This is a genomic window from Exiguobacterium sp. s6, assembly GCF_018618155.1.
Lineage (GTDB): Bacteria > Bacillota > Bacilli > Exiguobacteriales > Exiguobacteriaceae > Exiguobacterium > Exiguobacterium mexicanum_A.
This window is the reverse complement of record NZ_JACSLN010000001.1, coordinates 263,456-282,850: the sequence shown is the minus strand read 5'-3', so window position 1 is coordinate 282,850 and position 19,395 is coordinate 263,456. Positions and strand designations below refer to the sequence as shown.

At 52.9% G+C, this 19,395-nt stretch carries 20 protein-coding genes; 4 read left to right on the top strand and 16 right to left on the bottom strand.

Features of this window, described 5'->3' with window-relative positions; genetic code table 11:
* Positions 1-129: 129 nt before the first annotated feature.
* Together KNP75_RS01590 and KNP75_RS01585 are read left to right on the top strand one after the other, a co-directional pair.
* A complete protein-coding gene (locus tag KNP75_RS01590; protein ID WP_215189466.1) occupies positions 130-1,941 on the top strand; it encodes a sensor histidine kinase in 1,812 nt (603 codons plus the stop codon).
* Positions 1,922-2,701: a response regulator gene (locus tag KNP75_RS01585; protein ID WP_214753712.1), complete on the top strand. Its 780-nt coding sequence runs from the start codon at positions 1,922-1,924 to the stop codon at positions 2,699-2,701. Before KNP75_RS01590 ends, KNP75_RS01585 begins: the two co-directional genes overlap by 20 nt.
* 363 nt (positions 2,702-3,064) lie before the next feature.
* Here KNP75_RS01585 and KNP75_RS01580 read toward each other — a convergent pair whose 3' ends face one another.
* The 16 genes from KNP75_RS01580 to KNP75_RS01505 form a co-directional block, all read right to left on the bottom strand.
* Positions 3,065-3,826, bottom strand: coding sequence for an SDR family oxidoreductase (locus KNP75_RS01580; protein ID WP_214753710.1), 762 nt, complete (start codon positions 3,824-3,826; stop codon positions 3,065-3,067).
* A 20-nt stretch (positions 3,827-3,846) separates the two neighbouring features.
* A complete protein-coding gene (locus KNP75_RS01575; protein WP_215189464.1) occupies positions 3,847-4,260 on the bottom strand; it encodes a DUF4275 family protein in 414 nt (137 codons plus the stop codon).
* A gap of 102 nt (positions 4,261-4,362) precedes the next feature.
* A complete protein-coding gene (gene mreB / locus KNP75_RS01570; RefSeq protein WP_021066145.1) occupies positions 4,363-5,349 on the bottom strand; it encodes a rod shape-determining protein in 987 nt (328 codons plus the stop codon).
* Positions 5,350-5,426: 77 nt separating this feature from the next.
* Positions 5,427-6,728, bottom strand: a complete 1,302-nt coding sequence (gene murA, locus KNP75_RS01565) for a UDP-N-acetylglucosamine 1-carboxyvinyltransferase (protein WP_029594691.1) — start codon at positions 6,726-6,728, stop codon at positions 5,427-5,429.
* A 244-nt stretch (positions 6,729-6,972) separates the two neighbouring features.
* Entirely contained in the window at positions 6,973-7,191 is a 219-nt protein-coding gene (locus KNP75_RS01560; RefSeq protein WP_021066143.1) for a DUF1146 family protein, read from the bottom strand.
* 198 nt (positions 7,192-7,389) lie between these two features.
* Entirely contained in the window at positions 7,390-8,586 is a 1,197-nt protein-coding gene (locus tag KNP75_RS01555; RefSeq protein WP_214792219.1) for an EAL and HDOD domain-containing protein, read from the bottom strand.
* Positions 8,587-8,760: 174 nt separating this feature from the next.
* Complete coding sequence (locus KNP75_RS01550) at positions 8,761-9,171, bottom strand: F0F1 ATP synthase subunit epsilon (protein WP_021066141.1); 411 nt, start codon at positions 9,169-9,171, stop codon at positions 8,761-8,763.
* A 28-nt stretch (positions 9,172-9,199) separates the two neighbouring features.
* Positions 9,200-10,618 (bottom strand): F0F1 ATP synthase subunit beta, encoded by a 1,419-nt coding sequence (gene atpD, locus KNP75_RS01545; RefSeq protein ID WP_021066140.1) that lies wholly within the window; start codon positions 10,616-10,618, stop codon positions 9,200-9,202.
* 34 nt (positions 10,619-10,652) lie between these two features.
* A complete protein-coding gene (atpG, locus tag KNP75_RS01540; RefSeq protein ID WP_021066139.1) occupies positions 10,653-11,510 on the bottom strand; it encodes an ATP synthase F1 subunit gamma in 858 nt (285 codons plus the stop codon).
* 36 nt (positions 11,511-11,546) lie between these two features.
* Positions 11,547-13,055, bottom strand: a complete 1,509-nt coding sequence (gene atpA / locus KNP75_RS01535) for a F0F1 ATP synthase subunit alpha (protein ID WP_029594689.1) — start codon at positions 13,053-13,055, stop codon at positions 11,547-11,549.
* An 18-nt stretch (positions 13,056-13,073) separates the two neighbouring features.
* A complete protein-coding gene (locus KNP75_RS01530) occupies positions 13,074-13,607 on the bottom strand; it encodes a F0F1 ATP synthase subunit delta (protein WP_021066137.1) in 534 nt (177 codons plus the stop codon).
* Complete coding sequence (gene atpF / locus KNP75_RS01525) at positions 13,607-14,134, bottom strand: F0F1 ATP synthase subunit B (RefSeq protein WP_021066136.1); 528 nt, start codon at positions 14,132-14,134, stop codon at positions 13,607-13,609. The genes KNP75_RS01530 and atpF overlap by 1 nt, the downstream gene beginning before the upstream one ends.
* Before the next feature lie 71 nt (positions 14,135-14,205).
* Complete coding sequence (gene atpE / locus KNP75_RS01520; RefSeq protein WP_024370837.1) at positions 14,206-14,418, bottom strand: F0F1 ATP synthase subunit C; 213 nt, start codon at positions 14,416-14,418, stop codon at positions 14,206-14,208.
* Positions 14,419-14,496: 78 nt separating this feature from the next.
* Positions 14,497-15,234, bottom strand: a complete 738-nt coding sequence (atpB, locus tag KNP75_RS01515; RefSeq protein WP_021066134.1) for a F0F1 ATP synthase subunit A — start codon at positions 15,232-15,234, stop codon at positions 14,497-14,499.
* A complete protein-coding gene (locus tag KNP75_RS01510) occupies positions 15,234-15,647 on the bottom strand; it encodes an ATP synthase subunit I (RefSeq protein WP_029594687.1) in 414 nt (137 codons plus the stop codon). Before KNP75_RS01510 ends, atpB begins: the two co-directional genes overlap by 1 nt.
* Positions 15,644-15,871 carry a hypothetical protein gene (locus KNP75_RS01505; RefSeq protein WP_029594686.1) on the bottom strand — a complete coding sequence of 76 codons (228 nt, stop codon included), beginning with the start codon at positions 15,869-15,871 and terminating at the stop codon, positions 15,644-15,646. The genes KNP75_RS01510 and KNP75_RS01505 overlap by 4 nt, the downstream gene beginning before the upstream one ends.
* Positions 15,872-16,517: 646 nt before the next feature.
* Here KNP75_RS01505 and KNP75_RS01500 point away from each other — a divergent pair.
* Complete coding sequence (locus tag KNP75_RS01500; RefSeq protein ID WP_251128256.1) at positions 16,518-17,918, top strand: FAD-binding oxidoreductase; 1,401 nt, start codon at positions 16,518-16,520, stop codon at positions 17,916-17,918.
* Complete coding sequence (locus tag KNP75_RS01495) at positions 17,915-19,237, top strand: (Fe-S)-binding protein (protein WP_251128169.1); 1,323 nt, start codon at positions 17,915-17,917, stop codon at positions 19,235-19,237. Before KNP75_RS01500 ends, KNP75_RS01495 begins: the two co-directional genes overlap by 4 nt.
* Positions 19,238-19,395 lie beyond the last annotated feature (158 nt).

Sequence of the window (19,395 nt, the reverse complement as noted above, 5' to 3'; positions counted from 1 at the left end):
TCGGCTATTCAAAAAAGTCAGTTTCGTGTACGATAAGAAAACATTCGTCACGTTAATATGTGAACGATTAGTGTCAGTATATCGTTCGTTTCTCACAAGAAACTCACAAACCACGAAGGGAATATGCAGATGACCCCTAAATCGATTGGGCTGGTCGTGTTGATGGTCTTCTTCGCGCTCGTTGGCGGCTTCGCCTTGACGCGCGGACAGACGATCGACGATTCAGTCACCGTCACACAAGGAACGGCCGATTTGACCGATTCTCGTGTGACCGAACAACTCATGCGTCTCGATGGGACGTGGCGCTTTCAATCGAGCCTGCTCGAGCGAGTCGACCGCGAGTCTTATCGACAACTCCCGCATGTGACACCACACAAGATGGCTACTTATGAAGCTGACATTTCACTACCTCCCGGACAATACGCTTTGCGTGTGCCGCGTAACCACCCACATGTCAACCTTCTCATTGATGGAGAAGCTGTTTCACCCGTCTACGCATCGACAGATGAAGACCTTCGGCATGCCTACCTCGTTCTTCTGGATACGCATACCCCGACGTTCCGTCTGACGATTCAAACGGCTGAGACGAATGAGCTCTCGACTGGAATTTCCGATAGCCTGCTCATCGGTCCAACGAGCAATATGATGACCTATCATAATCAATACTTCAGTTATGAGTTCGTGATTATCCTCATCTCGCTCCTCATTTTTTCATTCTACGCAATCGTTTGGCTGTTCCATCGTAAGGAATCGCTCTATTTATATGGGGCTGCTTTCTTTTTCCTCGTCAGCGTCTCGCTTATGACGAGTGATCAAATGATTGTATTCGAAATCGTCCCTATGATGTCTTACGTTTTGGCCCATAAATTAAATTTGATTACGGCATTACTGAGTGTCGCGATGTTAATCAACTTTGCGTTACGTCTCGAACGCGTCCCGTTTCGGCACTTTTTGAAATACGCGTCCTACCCGCTCTATGCGTTCAGCCTGATCGCCTTGGTGCTGCCAGAAGGTGCGCACGCGACGTTCGACCAATTCCCTTGGGTGTATGTCCTGTTCATCACGTTTTTCTGGACCGGGCTGAACATCAATTGGCTGTTCGAACGAAAAAACGACGGCTATCCGTTCGAATTTCTCGTGTTCACGATTTCACTCATCATCGGCTATGTCGGCCAGTTGATCAACGTTCTGATTGACCACCCGAACCAAGAACTGTATACGAGCGTCATGTCGCTCATTTACTTCCTGCTCATGTTCACGTTGCTCCCGATTCACTTGTCGACGGATAAACGGCAAAAGCGTGAAGTGCAGACGTTCGCCAACCAAAGTGAGATTTCGTTCTTCAACGCCCAAATCAAGCCACACTTCCTATACAACACGTTCGGGAACGTGATTGCGCTCTGTTACACGGCACCGACCGAGGCGGCACGTTTGCTCAGTCATTTGAGCACATATGTCCGCTTCATCTTCGAGAACGGGCGGACCGAGAACAATATCTCGCTCAAGCAAGAACTCGACGTCATCGACTCGTATTTGATGATCGAGCAGACTCGCTTCAATGATGCATTCACCATCACGAAAGATATCGACGAATCCGTCCTCAACGCCTCGATTCCACCGCTGTTATTGCAACCGCTCGTCGAGAACGCGGTCCAGCATGGGTTGATGAAACAACCAGGCATCAAACGGCTCATGCTGTCTGTGAAATCTTCAAACGATGCGATCGATATCCGGATTGCTGACAACGGCATCGGGTTCAATCCGACACCGCACTTGAGAAAATCGAATGGAATCGGTATCCCGAATGTCAAGAATCGGATCGACTTCATACCAGATGCCACGTTTAAATTAAATTCTGAACCAGGAGTCGGCACGCATGTGCATATCCGACTCCCAAAACGAGAGAGGATGAACGAGCAACATGCGCACGATTTTGATTGAAGATGAACACCATATTTTAAGGATGATGGAGCGCCTCATCCAAGCCGAACCGAATTTGAAATGGATGGGGTCGTTCCACGATCCGTTCCAAGCGCTTGAATTTTTAGCAAACCAGGAAGTCGACCTTGTCTTCCTCGATATCGAGATGCCGCAGATGAACGGTCTCGATTTCGCCAAGCGCTTGCCCGAGACGACACAAGTCGTCTTCACGACGGCGCACAGCCAATACGCGGTCGATGCGTTCAACCTGCAAGCGACGCACTATCTGCTCAAGCCGATTACCGAACAGATGATTCACGATTTGATTCCACGCGTCTCGAAGCGATACAAGGAGACAATGTCGACCGAGCATCACCGGACGTGTACGATTCAATGTCTCGACCACTTCTCGGTCAAGACGCAAGACGGCGACCTCGTCAAATGGCCGACACAAAAGACCGAGGAACTGTTCGCCTACTTGATTTTCCATCGTGATAAAGTCGTCAACAAGTGGCTGATCGCCGAGACGCTGTACCCGGACATCGACGAGCCGCAACGTGCGCTCCACAATGTCTATAACCTCGTCTATCGTTTGAAGAAGACGCTCGCCGAGTACGATTTGAGCATCTCGGTCCAGACGATCAATAACGGCTACTCGCTTCACTTGGACGACGTCTGTCTATGCGATTACCATGATTGGCTGGACGCGAAGCACAAACCGTTCCCACAAGCAGATTTGAACGCCCGTCTCTTCGTCGACAAAGACTATACGTGGCATTGAAAAAGAGCTTGTCCCGATTCAGGAGAAGCTCAGCTCGTTGACCACTATGAAACATCCTGCTCGTCTTTCGGCGCCCACGCTTTCCGCAGGCAATCCCGGAGCCGCATCGCGACTCGCGTCGCTGCTGGGTCTCCGTCGGATTGCTTTCCTGTCGGAGTCGGGGCGCCCTTGACGAGCAACGCAAACGGTCGCCTTCAGGCGGCCGTTTTTCATGTCTATCGCTCTTCATTCACATAACAATCATTGAACACAAGAGACGGCAACTATACACCGTCGCCCCCATTCAAAACGAACCAACTCGCTGTTTGGCGAATCGGTTCGTTCACAACCCGAGCTTGTTCCTATCTATGGGACAAGCTCTTTTTAACGGCCGACGAAGCCGCCGTCGACGTGAAGATGTTGCCCGTTGACCCACACCCCGTCCGGCCCCATGAGGAACGCGATATAGCGGGCCGTGTCCTCGGGTGTCCCGACACGCCCATGCGGGAACAGCGGTACGAGCTGCTCACGGAGCGCGTCATCAATCCAACCCGAATCGGTCGGACCCGGATCGAGCGCGTTCACAGAGATTCCGTACTGCCCTGCCCCGTTGGCGAGCGCCGGTGTGATGGCGATCAACATGCCCTTTGTGGCGATATAGGCCAGGTTGGACGCATCCGCGCCCCCGGACACCATGAACAAGATGCGTCCGTCCGTATGCGCCGCTCGTTTGTATCGCTCGATGAAGGCGAACGTCAGGCCGAGCGTCCCTTCGTTATTGACGAGATAATGGCGACGGAGCGTCTCGGTCGAGAACGTATCGACACTCACGTGCCGCTCATACGTCGCGTTGTTGATGAGACGGCTCGGAGTACCTAGCGCCGCTTCGACGCGGTCGAGCAGCCCTTCTGCGTCTCCAGACGACAAATCATACGCCTCGTGTGCGACACGGGCGCCTGAGGCTCGTAATTCGTCGACAAAGCCGTCGATGAAGTCGGGTTCCGCTCCGATGCCTTCCGTGCCGTCAAACGGGCTCCAGTGCGTCATATACAAATCGTGGCCTGCCATAGCAAGTTTTCGCGCGATGGCCGCCCCGATGCCTTGCGTCCGGCTGACACCGGTAATGAGTGTAAGTGGTCGTGTCATTCAATCATCCCCTTTACTCCTTAATTGGTGAGAAAATACGGTCCCCAGTCCGCTTCGTGCGGGATGACATACGTCCACGTATAAGCCGGGTCGACGATATAGATATCCGCGTAGTCCATGGGCTCGACAATCAAGTCTCTCCTAGTGAGTGGTTTTGCTTGCGTCAAATCGAGCTCGAGCACATCGTTCGAGTGTTGAAAAAAGAGGATCGCTTTCCACTTTCCGGCCCGTTCGAACGCGTGATCAGCAGCCGTTCCGACGAGACAGCTGTCAGTCCTTGCCACGATATCCTCCCACAAATAAGGAGAAAGCCGTATCGGCTGTTCTGGTCGTATGAAGTGTGCCACCCATGTCTGACGCGCTTCTTGGCCCCGTTCTTCAACCACTGTGACCTCGACCCCTTTCGCCGTCAATCGCTCAATCAATGGATTCATCTGCACCCCTCCCCCTTTAGTCTATCCATTTACAGGAAATTCGGACAGTCTTGAATGCAAAAAAAGGCACGACGCCTGCAGACGTCGTACCTCTATCTCGTATTACTTCAAACGATCTAAATGCTCGAGCATGATGCCCGTGCCGTGTGCGACGCTGAGCGTCGGCTCTTCGGCGATCATGACGGGCAACCCGACACGCTCGGCCACGAGCTGGTCGATGCCGTGGAGGAGCGAGCCGCCACCTGTCATGATGATGCCGCGGTCGATGATATCGGCCGCAAGTTCCGGAGGCGTCTGTTCGAGGACGCGCTTCGTCGCTTCGACGATTTCATTCGCCGATTCGGCCATCGCTTCACGGAGTTCTTCCGACGTAATCGTTACCGTACGCGGAAGCCCACGCACCATGTCACGACCGCGAATATCCATCGTCTCGTTACGTCCCCCTGGGAAGACCGTCGCAATCTCTTTCTTGATTTGCTCGGCCGTCCGCTCACCGATGACGAGCTTATGCTTGTCCTTGATGGCGCGGAGGATGTCCGTATCGAAACGGTCTCCGGCGATTTTGATCGTTTCACCGCAGACGATATCGCCCATCGAGAGGATGGCAACGTCTGTCGTCCCGCCACCGATGTCGACGATCATATGACCGACCGGCTTCCAGATGTCCATGCCCGAACCGACCGCTGCTGCCTTCGGTTCTACGGCGAGGAAGACCTCTTTCGCGCCGGCCTTCTCGGCCGCCTCACGGATCGCTTTCGCTTCAACCGGTGTCACGTTTGCCGGTGTACAGATGAGCATGCGGATGCCGCCAAAGAAACCGCGGACTTGGATCTTCTCGACGAAATGGCGAAGCATCTCTTCGGTTGTCGCGAAGTCAGCGATGACCCCATCACGGAGTGGACGGATGGCGACGATGTCACCTGGCGTACGTCCGACCATCTGATACGCTTCCGTTCCGACAGCGAGTACTTTCCCTGTCGAACGCTTGATGGCAACGACGGATGGCTCGTCGAGGACGATGCCTCGACCTTTGACGTGGATGACGACGTTTGCTGTTCCTAAATCAATCCCGATATCTTTTGAAAACATGGTGTGTAGGTTCCTCCGTTCGTTACTTCATTGAAAAGAGCGAGAAGAGTCTCTCCTCGCTCCTATGAGTCTATTAATTAGTTCTTGACCATTTCTTCGGCAACTTCGACGTTCCCTTGAATCCGCTCGATATCAGCACCAAGCGCTTGCAATTTCTTGTGGAAGTCGACGTAGCCACGGTCGATGTGGTAGAGATCGCCAACGCGTGTCTCTTCGTCCGCGATAAGTCCCGCGAGGACGAGGGCTGCTCCGGCACGAAGGTCAGTCGAGACGACTTCAGCACCTTGGAGGCGAACGCCGCCTTTGATGATTGCCGAACGTCCTTCGATTTTAATGTCTGCGTTCATGCGGCGGAATTCTTCGACGTGCATGAAGCGGTTCTCGAACACTGTTTCGGTGATGACCGATGTGCCGCCAGCTTTCAAGACGAGCGCCATCATTTGTGCTTGGATGTCAGTCGGGAAACCAGGGTGTGGCATCGTCTTCACGTCGACCGGCTTCAACACATCCGGTGCGATGACACGCATGCCTTCTGACGTATCCTCGAACTTGACGCCCATTTCTTCCATCTTCGAGATGAGTGGGCGAAGGTGCTCGCGCTCAGCGCCGATGACTTCGATGTCGCCACCTGTGATCGCTCCAGCAACGAGGAACGTACCAGCTTCGATGCGGTCAGGGATGATTGAATGCTCGGCACCATGGAGTTTCTCCACGCCTTCGATTCGAATCGTTTCTGTACCGGCACCGCGGACGTGTGCGCCCATACCGTTCAAGAAGTTGGCAAGGTCGACGATTTCAGGTTCTTTGGCGACGTTTTCGATGACCGTTGTTCCTTCAGCAAGGACTGCCGCCATCATGATGTTCTCTGTCGCGCCGACAGATGGGAAGTCCAAGTAGATCTTCGCACCTTTCAAGCGACCGTCGACCGAAGCTTCGACGAAACCGTTGCCGATGACCGTCTTCGCGCCCATTGCCTCGAAGCCTTTTAAGTGGAGGTCAATCGGACGTGACCCGATCGAGCAACCGCCTGGCATTGCGACACGCGCATGCCCAAGACGAGCAAGGAGAGGACCCATGACAAGGATCGAGGCACGCATCTTGCGGACGTACTCAAGCGGCGCCTCGTCTTTGATTGTGCCCGACGCATCGACAGTGACTTCGTTATTTGCTTCGTCAAACGCAACCTCTGCACCGAGGTGGCGAAGTACTTTGTTAATCGTGTACACATCAGCGAGGCGCGGCACGTTTTGAAGTACCGACTTTCCTTCGCTTGCTAAAAGAGTGGCAACCAATGTTTTGAGTACGGCGTTTTTAGCTCCTTCAACACGCACAGTACCTGACAATTTACGTCCTCCACGGACTACAATCAAATCCTTCATATCTCTCTTTGTCCTCCAACTTCGTTGTTTTTTTGTTTTATACGTCGATATCCGCTACCGGATGTGGTTATGTCGATTACTACGATGGTTTGTAACACGTGACGCTTCATCAGAGAGAAAAATAATAATAAAAGCACTCATGAAATTCTGATGAAAAATTCGTCATGTCAGACGAATTTATCCTACACGATAAACATATAAGAAACGTTACAGCAGGATTACAGTTTAGTAATCGTTTCCCTGCCTACTGTAATGGTGCGAGCGCCTGGGCCAATCGGATATACTCCAAAAAGAACTGGGCGATCAGTGAACCGAAGACGACGGCCACGAGGACACGCAAGACTGCTGCTTGCGGACTCCTCACTTGATTGAGCAAGCGGTCCCATTTGACCGGCATGAGTGCCCACCAAGCGACGTAGATCGCTACGACGTAAATGACGAGCGATAACACGGTGTTCAACATCGACGATTCCCCTCTTTTCAAAAATTCGTACCATTTTTAATCATAGCATGTCACGTCAGAGAAAAAAAGACTTAGCGTTTAAGTGAGTGGTGGAATGGGTTCATCCGATCAACTCGCTTTCTATCCATAAACCGCATACAAAAAGGAACGTCAATCGGCGCATGGCCTTAGTACAGTAATTGACGTCCCTTCAACATTTCAAACATTATTCACTTCGCCGTCATAGGTTTGGCTCCATCGAATCGCCTCGACATAGTAACGTGACAAGTCAGGCGCTGTCTCCTCGACAGGCACGGTCAACTGCTCGTAGGCGAGGACCGTGTCGAGTAAACCCCGCAACTCGTTGTCTTCTCCGAGGAGCGCTGCCTTGACGATTGGTTCGACCGGCAACTCCGAGACGAGCGTCTGCATCTCCTCATCCAAAATCACATCGAGCGACGAGAAAATCCCGGTGATGAACGCATCGAACGCCGTCACTTGCGGCAATGTCTCGGCAGCGATCAGCTCCATCATCTTGCCCCGGATCACACTCTGTTTAATTAATTCTTTCGATTCGGACGTCTGCAGCTCCCGAAGCAGCATCAAGTACGACCAGCGTCGCATCTCATCGAGACCGATTCGTGCGACGGCCTGCTCAATCGATTGAATCGTATGACGACCTTTCTGATAGACCGTGTTGACCGAACGCAACATCTTATACGACAAATCCACACTGCGTTCGATTTGGCTCGCGATGCGGCGGAAGTTCGGCTCTGGCTTGTCGAGCTCTTTCAACACTTCGACGAGCGTATGCCGGAGCGGATGAACCTCGGCACCGTGGACGACCGTCGGCCGGCTGAAGAAATAGCCTTGGAACATGTGATAGCCGAGTTTTTTGGCGATCTCATATTCAAACGGCGTCTCAATCTTTTCCGCTAAAAATTCGACGCGATGCCCGAGCGCATCGATCAACCGCTTCTGTTGGTCGATCGGCGTTGCTTGATAATCGATTTTAATGATATCGGCGAGCCCGATGAGCGGTCGATACTTCTCTTCGAACACGAAGTCGTCGAGGGCGATCGTATAACCTTTCCGGCGCAAGGAGCGCAAAGCGGCCAACACTTTCTCTGTCGGCTCGACGTGTTCGAGCACTTCGACGACGAGTGTCTGTCGTGGCAACAAAGCCGGCACTTCGCTCTCAATCAAATTTTGCGGAAAGTTGATGAACGCCCGCGTCCCTTCCGTCAACTCCCGAAAGTTGAAGACGAGATAGGCGTTATGAATCACGTCGGCGGTCGCGAGTGCGTCATCGACGTGTTCAAATATATTTTTCTCGCTGCGGCGATATAACAGTTCATAGCCACAGACGCGTAATTTCTGATCAAAGATCGGTTGGCGCGCAACATAAACTTTCATTCCCTTTAGCTCCTTTACCGTAGTTCCCACCTATATTATCGGATAAGGCGCCCCTCCCTTCCACTATTTGGGCGTGAAACTTCTGATGCTTTTGACCTATATATATAGAAGGAACGTAATCCATTCGGTCTAGACACAAAAAAATCTCCCCTGCGGCTGCAGGAGAGATGTTGGTTATTCTTTGATATCGCGAATGCTCAAGCGGTTGATCGCTTTTTTGAGCGCGAGCTCCGCGCGACGGAATTCGAGGTCCGAGAGCTTCGTGTCTTGGAGACGACGCTCGGCACGAACTTTCGCCGCAGAAGCGCGGTCGTAGTCGATTTTATCCGCCATTTCGGCTGTTTCAGCTAAGATCGTCACCGTGTCGGGACGAACTTCCATGAAACCGCCGCTGAGTGCGATCAGCGTGCGTCCACCATCTTCGTGGCGCAGTTTGAGAACTGAGATGTCGAGCGGTGTCACCATCGGGATGTGTTTCGGTAAGATACCGAGTTCACCAGTCACCGATTTTGCGACGACCATCCGTGCCTCGCCCTCATAGGCTGCACCATCCGGGGTGACGACGTTGACGTGAAGAGTATTCATCGTCTAGTTTCCCCCTTCCGTGTAGGTCTTAGACCAACGTCTTCGCTTTTTCGATGACGTCTTCGATTGGACCAACGAGACGGAATGCATCTTCTGGAAGATCATCGTGTTTACCATCGAGGATCTCTTTGAAGCCGCGGACTGTCTCTTTAACTGGTACGTACGAACCTTTTTGGCCTGTGAACTGCTCAGCCACGTGGAAGTTTTGTGACAAGAAGAACTGAATGCGACGTGCACGGTGAACCGTGAGCTTATCGTCTTCAGACAACTCGTCCATACCGAGGATTGCGATGATATCTTGAAGCTCTTTGTAACGTTGAAGCGTCTGCTGGACGTTACGGGCTACTTCGTAGTGCTCTGGTCCGACGATGTCAGGCGAGAGGGCACGTGAAGTCGATGCGAGCGGGTCAACGGCTGGGTAGATCCCCATCTCCGAAAGACGACGCTCCAAGTTAGTCGTTGCATCAAGGTGAGCGAACGTTGTCGCTGGAGCCGGGTCAGTATAGTCATCGGCTGGTACGTATACGGCTTGAATCGATGTAACCGATCCTTTAGCTGTTGACGTGATCCGCTCTTGAAGCATACCCATTTCCGTCGCGAGTGTCGGTTGGTAACCTACGGCAGATGGCATCCGACCGAGAAGGGCCGAAACTTCCGAACCTGCCTGTGTGAAACGGAAGATGTTATCGACGAAGAGAAGAACGTCTTGTCCTTGCTCATCGCGGAAGTATTCTGCCATTGTAAGACCCGTCAAGGCTACGCGAAGACGCGCGCCCGGCGGCTCGTTCATCTGACCGAAGACCATCGCCGTTTGCTTGATAACGCCTGAGTCCGTCATCTCGTGGAACAAGTCATTTCCTTCACGCGTACGCTCGCCGACTCCTGCGAATACAGAAATCCCGCTGTGCTCTTGCGCGATGTTGTTGATAAGTTCCTGGATGAGAACGGTTTTACCTACACCGGCACCACCGAAGAGGCCGATTTTACCACCTTTGATGTAAGGTGCGAGAAGGTCGACGACTTTGATCCCTGTTTCCAAGATCTCAACTTTTGTCGACAATTCATCGAACGTCGGTGCGAGACGGTGGATCGGTGACCGACGGACAGTCGGTGATACTTCTTTATCGTCAATCGGGTTACCGAGTACGTTGAAGACACGACCGAGCGTCTCTTCTCCGACCGGTACTGAAATCGGTGAACCTAAGTCAAGTACTTCCATGCCGCGGCGAACGCCGTCCGTTGAGTCCATCGCAATCGTACGGACCGTGTCATCCCCAAGGTGAATCGCCACCTCGAGCGTCAAGTCGACACTGACATCTTGCGCCGATTCAGCCACATGCGTGACTTTGAGGGCGTTGTAGATGTTCGGTAAGTGGTTGTCGAACTTAACGTCGATAACTGGGCCCATGACTGCGACTACGCGGCCTTTCATGCCGTATTCGTTCATCGTGTTAGCCTCCTACAATCTAGAGGGCGTGCGCTTATTCAAGCGCAGCCGCACCTCCGACAATCTCTGTGATTTCTTGTGTGATCGCCGCTTGACGCGCGCGGTTGAACTTGAGCTTGAGTCCACGGATGAGTTCATCCGCGTTGTCCGTCGCGTTCGACATCGCCGTCATCCGAGCCGCGTGCTCCGATACTTTCGCATCGAGGAGCGCGCCATAGATGAGTCCTTCCGCGTAACGCGGGAGGAGCGCTGCTAAGATCGTTTCTTCTTCTGGTTCGTATTCATACATCACATTAGATGCGGTCTGTTCGATATTCCCAAGCGGAAGCAATCGATCAATCTTCACTTCTTGGCTGATGACAGAGATGAATGAGTTGTAGCAAAGCTTCAATTCATCGATCTCGCCTTCACTGAACGCGCCGACCGTCTGTTTGACGATCTCTGCGACTTCAACGAATGATGGCTGGTCGTTGAGTCCTGTCATGGCACTGTACACCGGAATGTTACGGGCCTTGAAGAACTGAACGCCGACCTTCCCGATCACGTACAGACGGTATTCGTCTGTTGAACCGTGTTTGGCTTTCAACTCGCGATACACGTCACGAAGGACGCTGGCGTTGTATCCACCAGCAAGTCCGCGGTCTGACGTGATGACGATATAGCCGGTCCGTTTAACGGGACGGACTTGAAGCATCGGGTGTGTTGCGCCTGAAGTACCGCCGGCAATCGACGAGATGACTTCCTGCAACTTGGTCATGTACGGCTTGAAGTTGGCGTTGCTCCCTTGAGCGCGGTTCAATTTCGAGGCCGACACCATGTTCATCGCTTTCGTGATTTGCTTTGTGCTTTGGGTCGAGGTGATCCGCATCTGGATCTCACGTAATGATGCCATTTCGATTCACCACCTTAATAGACGCTCGTCACCGGATTAAACCGATGGCGAGAACGTCTTTTTGAATTCCGTAAGTGCATCGACCATCGCCTCGTCAGCAGGAAGGTTTCCTGTTTGACGGATTTCACGGCAGAGGTCCGCACGGTTTTGGTCGAGCCATGCGTTCATTTCTTTTTCGAAACGACGGATGTCTTCGACTGGGACGTCATCGAGATGACCTTTCGTGAGAGCGTAGATGATGATGACTTGCTTGTCGACCGAAAGCGGTGCGTTCAAGTCTTGTTTCAAGACTTCAACAGTCCGTTGTCCACGGTTGAGCTTCGCTTGTGTCGCTTTGTCGAGGTCCGACCCGAACTGGGCGAACGCTTCGAGCTCACGGTATGACGCGAGGTCAAGACGGAGCGTACCCGCAACTTTCTTCATCGCTTTCACTTGAGCCGAACCACCAACACGCGATACCGAGAGACCGGCGTTGATCGCTGGACGTACCCCTGAGAAGAAGAGGTCCGACTGAAGGAAGATTTGACCGTCTGTGATCGAGATTACGTTCGTTGGGATGTAAGCCGAGATATCCGACGCTTGTGTCTCGATGAACGGAAGTGCTGTCAATGAACCGCCGCCGAGTTCGTCGTTCAACTTCGCCGCACGCTCAAGAAGGCGTGAGTGGAGGTAGAAGACATCCCCTGGGTAGGCTTCGCGGCCTGGAGGACGACGGAGAAGAAGCGAGAGCTCACGATAAGCTGCCGCTTGTTTCGAGAGGTCATCATACACGACGAGGACGTGTTGTCCGCGGTCCATGAAGTACTCACCCATCGATACCCCAGCGAATGGTGCGAGGTAAAGAAGTGGGGCTGGCTGTGAAGCCGATGCCGAAACAACGATCGTGTAATCGAGGGCGCCGTTTTGACGGAGCGTCTCAACTACGCCACGGACAGTCGATTCTTTCTGACCGATTGCGACGTAGATACAGACCATGTTTTCTTCTTTTTGGTTGATGATCGCGTCGATTGCGATCGAAGTCTTACCAGTTTGACGGTCACCGATGATGAGCTCACGCTGACCGCGACCGATTGGTACGAGGGCGTCAATCGCCTTAATCCCAGTTTGGAGCGGTTCGTGAACTGACTTACGGGCCATAACGCCGTAAGCTTTACGCTCGATCGGGTTGTATGTGTCCGTCACGATCGGTCCGAGACCGTCGATTGGTTGTCCGAGCGGGTTGACGACGCGTCCGAGGAGCGCTTCACCGACTGGAACTTCCATGATGCGGCCCGTACGTTTTACCGAGTCGCCTTCTTTGATGCCTTTGTAGTCGCCAAGGATGATAATCCCGACGTTACCTTCTTCTAAGTTTTGCGCCAAGCCCATTACGCCGTTAGAGAACTCTACGAGTTCCCCCGCCATAACGTTATCGAGTCCGTATGCACGAGCGATACCGTCACCTACTTGAATGACTGTACCTGTCTCACTGACTTCGATTTCAGAACCGTACGAAGCGATCCGCTCTTTTAGCAGGGCGCTGATTTCTTCAGCTTTGATCGTCATTGAATTCACCCCTATTTCTTACGCATTCAACAATTCACGCTCGAGGCGTGTTAGTTTGTTTTCGATTGTGTCATCATACGTCGTGTAGCCGATCTGGACACGAAGTCCACCGATGACGTCTTCATCGACGACGTTCTTCAATTGAAGCGTCTTGTTCATCTTCTGACCGAAGACGAGTTCGACTTCTTTCAACTCTGTTGCCGACAACGGGTAAGCACTCGTGACGAACCCTTCGGCGATGCCACGGTAGTCGTTGATGTAATCAAGGACGTAGCGCGACAAGCCGCGAACCTCGCTCGCACGGTCGTTTTCGACCATGACGAGAAGTGTGTTGAGCACGATATCTGTCATGTCACCAAAGCTATGTGTTAAAAGCTGTGCAAGCTCGCTGTCACTGATCGCCGGATTCGTTAAGAGATCCGTGAGTTCAGGAGTCGCGTGGAGCACTTCATCGAGCAGACGCACTTCCGCTTCGACTTGGTCGAGCGTGCCTTGTTCCCGCGCTAAGTCGAAGAGCGCTTTGGCATAGCGTTTTGCTAACGATGTGTTCATCAGTTAGCACCTTTCGCTTTAGACAGGAAGTCTGTAACGAGGGCACGTTGTTTCACTTCGTCGCCTTTAAGGTCTGACTGAAGGACGTGGCGTGCGGCCGAGAGCGCCTGTGTGACGACTTCGGTCTGGAGCGATTGCTTCGCGAGCTCACGCTCACGTTCGATCGCTTTACCCGCCTCGATCTTGATTTGTTCGGCTTCCAAACGCGCCTGCTCCACCAAGCGTGCTTGTTCCGCTTCTGCTTGACGACGGCTTGAATCAAGCATTTCTTTCGATTCTGTACGTGCGGCGCTTAACGCGTCACGTTGTTCGACTACATATGTTTCCGCATCTTTGCGGCTCTTTTCAGCGAGCTCAATTTCGTTCGCTACATACTCTTCACGCTGTCTCATCATTCCAAGGAGTGGTCCCCAAGCAAATTTCTTCAACAGGGCCAAGAGTACGAGGAATGTGAAAAGTGTAAAGATCATATCCAGGATGCGGAGGCCTTCGCCGCCAGCACCAGCTGCAATCATCATCGTATCCATGCATACCCTCCTCTTGACTAAATAAGTGAGGGAGACACGCTCCCTCTTACGTTGTTCTCGTTAACTCGTAATCAAGAGTTGAGGAGAAGGAAACCGACAGCCACACCGATGATCGGGAGGGCTTCAACCAAACCGATACCGATGAACATTGTTTGACGAAGTTCGTTTTTGAGTTCTGGCTGACGTGCTTGTCCTTGTACTGTTCCGTATACGATGAGACCGTTACCGATACCAGCCGCGAGTGCTCCAAGACCGATAACAAGTGCTGTTGCGAGAAGATTCATTTGTTCCATTGTGTATATTCCTCCTAAAAGTTAAGTAAATAGTTTTTTTGTTCAACGCTTTGGCGAGACCTGCCCGAATTAATGCTCGGCAGAAGCTTTATGCCCGATATACACCATTGCAAGCGTCAGGAAAATGTAGGATTGGATAACCCCGATAAAGATTGAGAAACCTTGCCATAAAATCATTGGGAGAATTGCGAACACAGCACCGAGCGGGTTAAGTGCCCCTTCTGCGGTAATTGCGAGTCCCAAGATGATGGTAATCATGATTTCACCGGCAAAGATGTTACCGTAAAGACGCAGACCGAGCGTCAAGGTGTTCGCGAACTCCTCGATGAGCTTGATCGGCAATAAGAACCAGACCGGCTTCACGAATTCCGCCGAGTAGTGCTTCAAACCGTGTAGCTTCACGCCGTAATAGTGCGACATTGCAACGACGAGTGTCGACAATGCCAACGTGACGTAAGGATCGGCCGTCGGTGAGTTGAACCATAGATAGTGACCAGAAATGACGTTAAACGGTAGACCCATTAAGTTTGAGAAGAGAATGAACAAAATCAACGTCATTCCAAACCCGATAAAACGGCCACCTGTCTTCCAGTCCATCGCACTCGAGATAATCCCGCGTGTGAATTCTGCGAAGAATTCCATTAAGTTCTGCTTACCAGTCGGCTTCATAGCCAAGCGTCGCGTTCCCCAAACGGCAAACGTAAATACGAGTAGTGATGCGATCAGCACCGTAATGACGTTCGTCCAGCTCCCATATAACGTATAATCTCCGAGTTGTAGAGAATATGTGGGAAACTCATGACCCATTAGTATTCACCTCTTTTCCTGCTGAGCTGGGCAAGTGTGAACTCGCCAAATTGTATGATGTGGCCGGCGATTAGACCAGTTACCACCGCAATCAGCGATACTCGATCCTCATAAAAGAGACCGACTATCACGGCTAGTGCACCGACTGCCATCCTTGAAACAGTCCCGTGCGACTTCGGGCGTCGTCCATGTTCGATTACGTCAAACATCCGAATGACGCTTCGATTCTGCATATGTAGAATGATGAGACTGGCGACCCCGCCTAAGAACAAGCCGAGAAATACCGGTTTGTACATAGGGACGATGAGCGCTCCGATGAGGAGAATGGCGAACCATCCGATAAACCACTTCGTATAGCGTTTCATCAACTGCTGTTGTGCTTTTCTGTCTGCTTGCACTTGTTGTAAGTTCATTCGTCCTCTCCTGTCAGTAAACTTCGAAGGGTGAGAACTAGCGCCGTGATCCCGAAAGCCATTCCGAGAAGCACTGACACATTCCAACCAAACGTGCCCCAAATTTCACGTCTCGCCCCGTATTGGCCAACGAGATAACCGATGACGATCGGTCCAGCGAGCGCGGTCGAGATTTGAGAGGCGAGCGAGGCATAAGATAGGTAACGATTGTCTTTTTTCGTCATCCCCATCCCCCTTTCGAGCTGCCGAGCCATGCATCTTCTCCATCGGATTCACACTCGCGTGACCATCAAAAGTCACACAAGTTCAGAGTACTGGAAATGGCATAAGAAGTCAATTGATTTCACAATTATAAAAGCGCTTTAAATCAAGTCGTATCAAGGCTTTTACGCAGTTCACAAACTAAATTAAAATCATCAAATTTTAAGAAAGTATGAAGAAACGGTGAAATAAAAATGTTGACTTTATAACATTTCACATTACGAACCAGATGAAGAATAGTTCAGTTATACCTTCACGTTTTGGAAATTACAATGCAAAACGGCTTACGTTCACAAAAGGTTTTGAAACAAACGTTGACCCGATTTTGAAATCGTTTACATCGTCCTGTATCAGTATACCGATTATCTTTTTGTCATGTCGAGGGGTTCTGACGAATTTGTAGTGATGAATATCACACCGCCTTTTCCGAGCGGTCAATCGCCTGGAAAGCCCTTTCTATCAACCCGAAATGGGTGGACAATACCAGTTCGAATGGCTACGATTACGATGTAAGCGCTATCTAAAAATGTGTCGATTTTGTGACTTTCGAAACCGACGCCCGCATCGAATGCATGTTGATGCGTGTGAGGAGGAACTAGAATGGATTGGATGACCCAACTACGCGAGGAAATCGGTGCCGACATCGTCTTCACGGACTCGACGACCCGACTCGCCTATTCGTTTGACGCGACACCGAACTATCAAGCGATGCCGGACGCGATTGTCGCTCCCCGCTCGACCGAACATGTACAGGCCGTACTACGGCTGTGCCATACACATCGCATCCCGGTCGTCCCACGTGGGTCGGCGACGAACCTTGCCGGCGGCACGACGCCGCTTTCCGGTGGTGTCGTCATGGACTTCCGTCATATGGACAAGATTGTCGAGATCGACGAGAAGAATTTGACGGTGACGGTCGAACCGGGCTGTATCACCGCCCATTTGGCACAAGCCGTCGAGGCGAGAGGCCTGTTTTATCCGCCGGACCCGAGTTCGATGAAAATCTCGACGATCGGCGGCAACATTAGCGAGAACTCGGGCGGCTTGCGCGGGCTGAAATACGGGGTCACGGCCGATTACGTGCTCGCGCTCGAGGCGGTCCTACCGAACGGCGACGTGCTCCATACGGGCGGCAAGCTCGCCAAAGACGTGGCCGGGTATGATTTGACGCGTCTCCTCGTCGGCTCGGAAGGGACGCTCGCCGTCATCACGCAAGCGACGCTCAAGCTCATCCCGCTCCCCGAGACGAAACAGACGATGCTCGCCTATTTCGAGGACTTGGACAGCGCGGCCCGGACGGTGAGCCGCATCATCGAGAATCGCGTCATCCCGGCGACGCTCGAGTTCATGGACAAGAAGACGATCGAGGTCGTCGAGGCGTATGCGAACATCGGACTGCCGACCGACGTCGGTGCTCTCCTTCTATTAGAACAGGACGGACCGCGTGACTTCGTCCGGCGCGATATCGAAGCGATGCACGCCGTTTGTCTCGAGGAAGGTGCCTTGTCGGTCGAAGTGGCCCGGGACGAAGCGCACGCCGAGACGTTGCGCTATGCGCGGCGCATCGCCTTATCCGCCCTGGCCCGCCTTAGCCCGACGACGATTTTAGAGGATGCGACCGTGCCACGGAGCGAGATCGCCGAGATGGTCCGGCGCATCGAAGCGATCGGGCGGGCGTACGACATTCAAATCGCCACGTTCGGCCACGCCGGGGACGGCAACCTGCATCCGACGGTCGCGACCGATGCCCGGAACCACGAAGAGATGGAGCGCGTCGAGGCCGCGTTCGCCGATATTTTCGCCGCCGCGCTCGATCTCGGCGGGACAATCACCGGCGAGCATGGGGTCGGGGCGATGAAAGCCCCATATCTCGAATGGAAGCTCGGACCGGCCGGGATAGACGTCATGAAAGGCATCAAGCTCGCCTTCGACCCGCACGGTATCATGAACCCGCAGAAGATGTTCGCCAAAGCGGCGAAGAAACGCATCGTCCAAGGAGGGCTGTCATGAAGCAAAGAACCGAACTTGCCACCCGCATGACCGAACAACTCGACTATGAAGAGATGCTCGGCTGCATGCGTTGCGGCTTTTGCCTGCCGACGTGCCCGACGTATATCCGCTCGAAAGACGAGTCCGCCTCCCCGCGCGGCCGCATCGCCATCATGAAAGGAGTCGTCGACGGGTTGATTGAACCGGATGAGGGCGTCGAGAAGACGCTCAATGAATGCCTCGGTTGCCTCGCCTGTGAGCCGGCATGCCCGGCTGGGGTGCGCTATAGCGTTCTGCTCGAAGACGCACGCGCCGCCATCACCGAACATAAACGTGCGACGGGACAGATGCCCGTCCGCGAGCGGATCGTCCGGAAAGTCGTCTTTGACGGGCTGTTCTTGAATAAAGCGAAGATGGAGACGGCGACGGGCTTCCTTCGCTTTTATCAACAGTCCGGCGTCCAGACGCTCACCCATAAACTCCGCATCCTCGACTGGTTCCCAGACCAACTCCAAAAGATGGAGACGATCTTACCGACGGTCCCGGCGAAGACGGAGCGTAGACGTCGTCCCGAGCGGATTCGAGCGACGGGTGCGACGACGGCCCGGGTCGCCTTCTTCAGCGGTTGCTTGATGGATACGATGTTTTATGAGACGAACGCGAACACGATCAAACTGCTCCAGGCGGCAGGTTGTGATATCGTCATCCCGAAAGCGCAGCAGTGCTGCGGGGCACTTCACGGACATGCCGGTGAACAGGCGGGCGCCGTCACGCTCGCCAAACAGAACATCACGGCGTTCGAGGCCGAGGACGTCGACTACATCATCACGAACGCCGGTGGTTGCGGGGCGTTCCTCGTCGGCTATGATCATCTGTTGAAGCATGACCCGGAATGGGCCGAACGCGCCGAACGATTCACGGCCAAGATCAAAGACTTCGCCTCGATCTTACTCGAGGTCGGCTTCCTCGAGCGAGTGCCGCTCACGATGCCGGCGCAACTCATCACGTACCAAGACTCGTGTCACCTTCGCAACGTGCAAAAAGGGGCACTCGCCCCACGGGTACTGCTCCAGGCGATCGAAGGGGCCGTCTATATCGAGCAGAAGCACGCCGACCACTGCTGCGGCTCGGCCGGTGTCTACAACATTCTGCAGCCCCATATCGCCAACGACATCCTCGAGATGAAGATGGGGCACGTGAACGCCACGGCAGCACAAACGATCGTGACGTCAAATCCGGGTTGCCACATGCAGATGCAACTCGGGATTCAAGAGCATGGGACTGAATCGATGCGCGCCGTCCACTTGGCGGACCTGCTCGTCGAAGCGATGCCATCCTGACCAATCAAGAGGAACGGCCCGCTGATCCGGGTGCTGTTCCTCTTTTTTCTACTTTTATAAAAAAATAGAAGTAATAATCCCCGCTTTATTCGACCTTTAAACGCTTTTTTCAAAAATAATGTTTACAATCCTTCGACAACGGGCATATAAGGTTATGT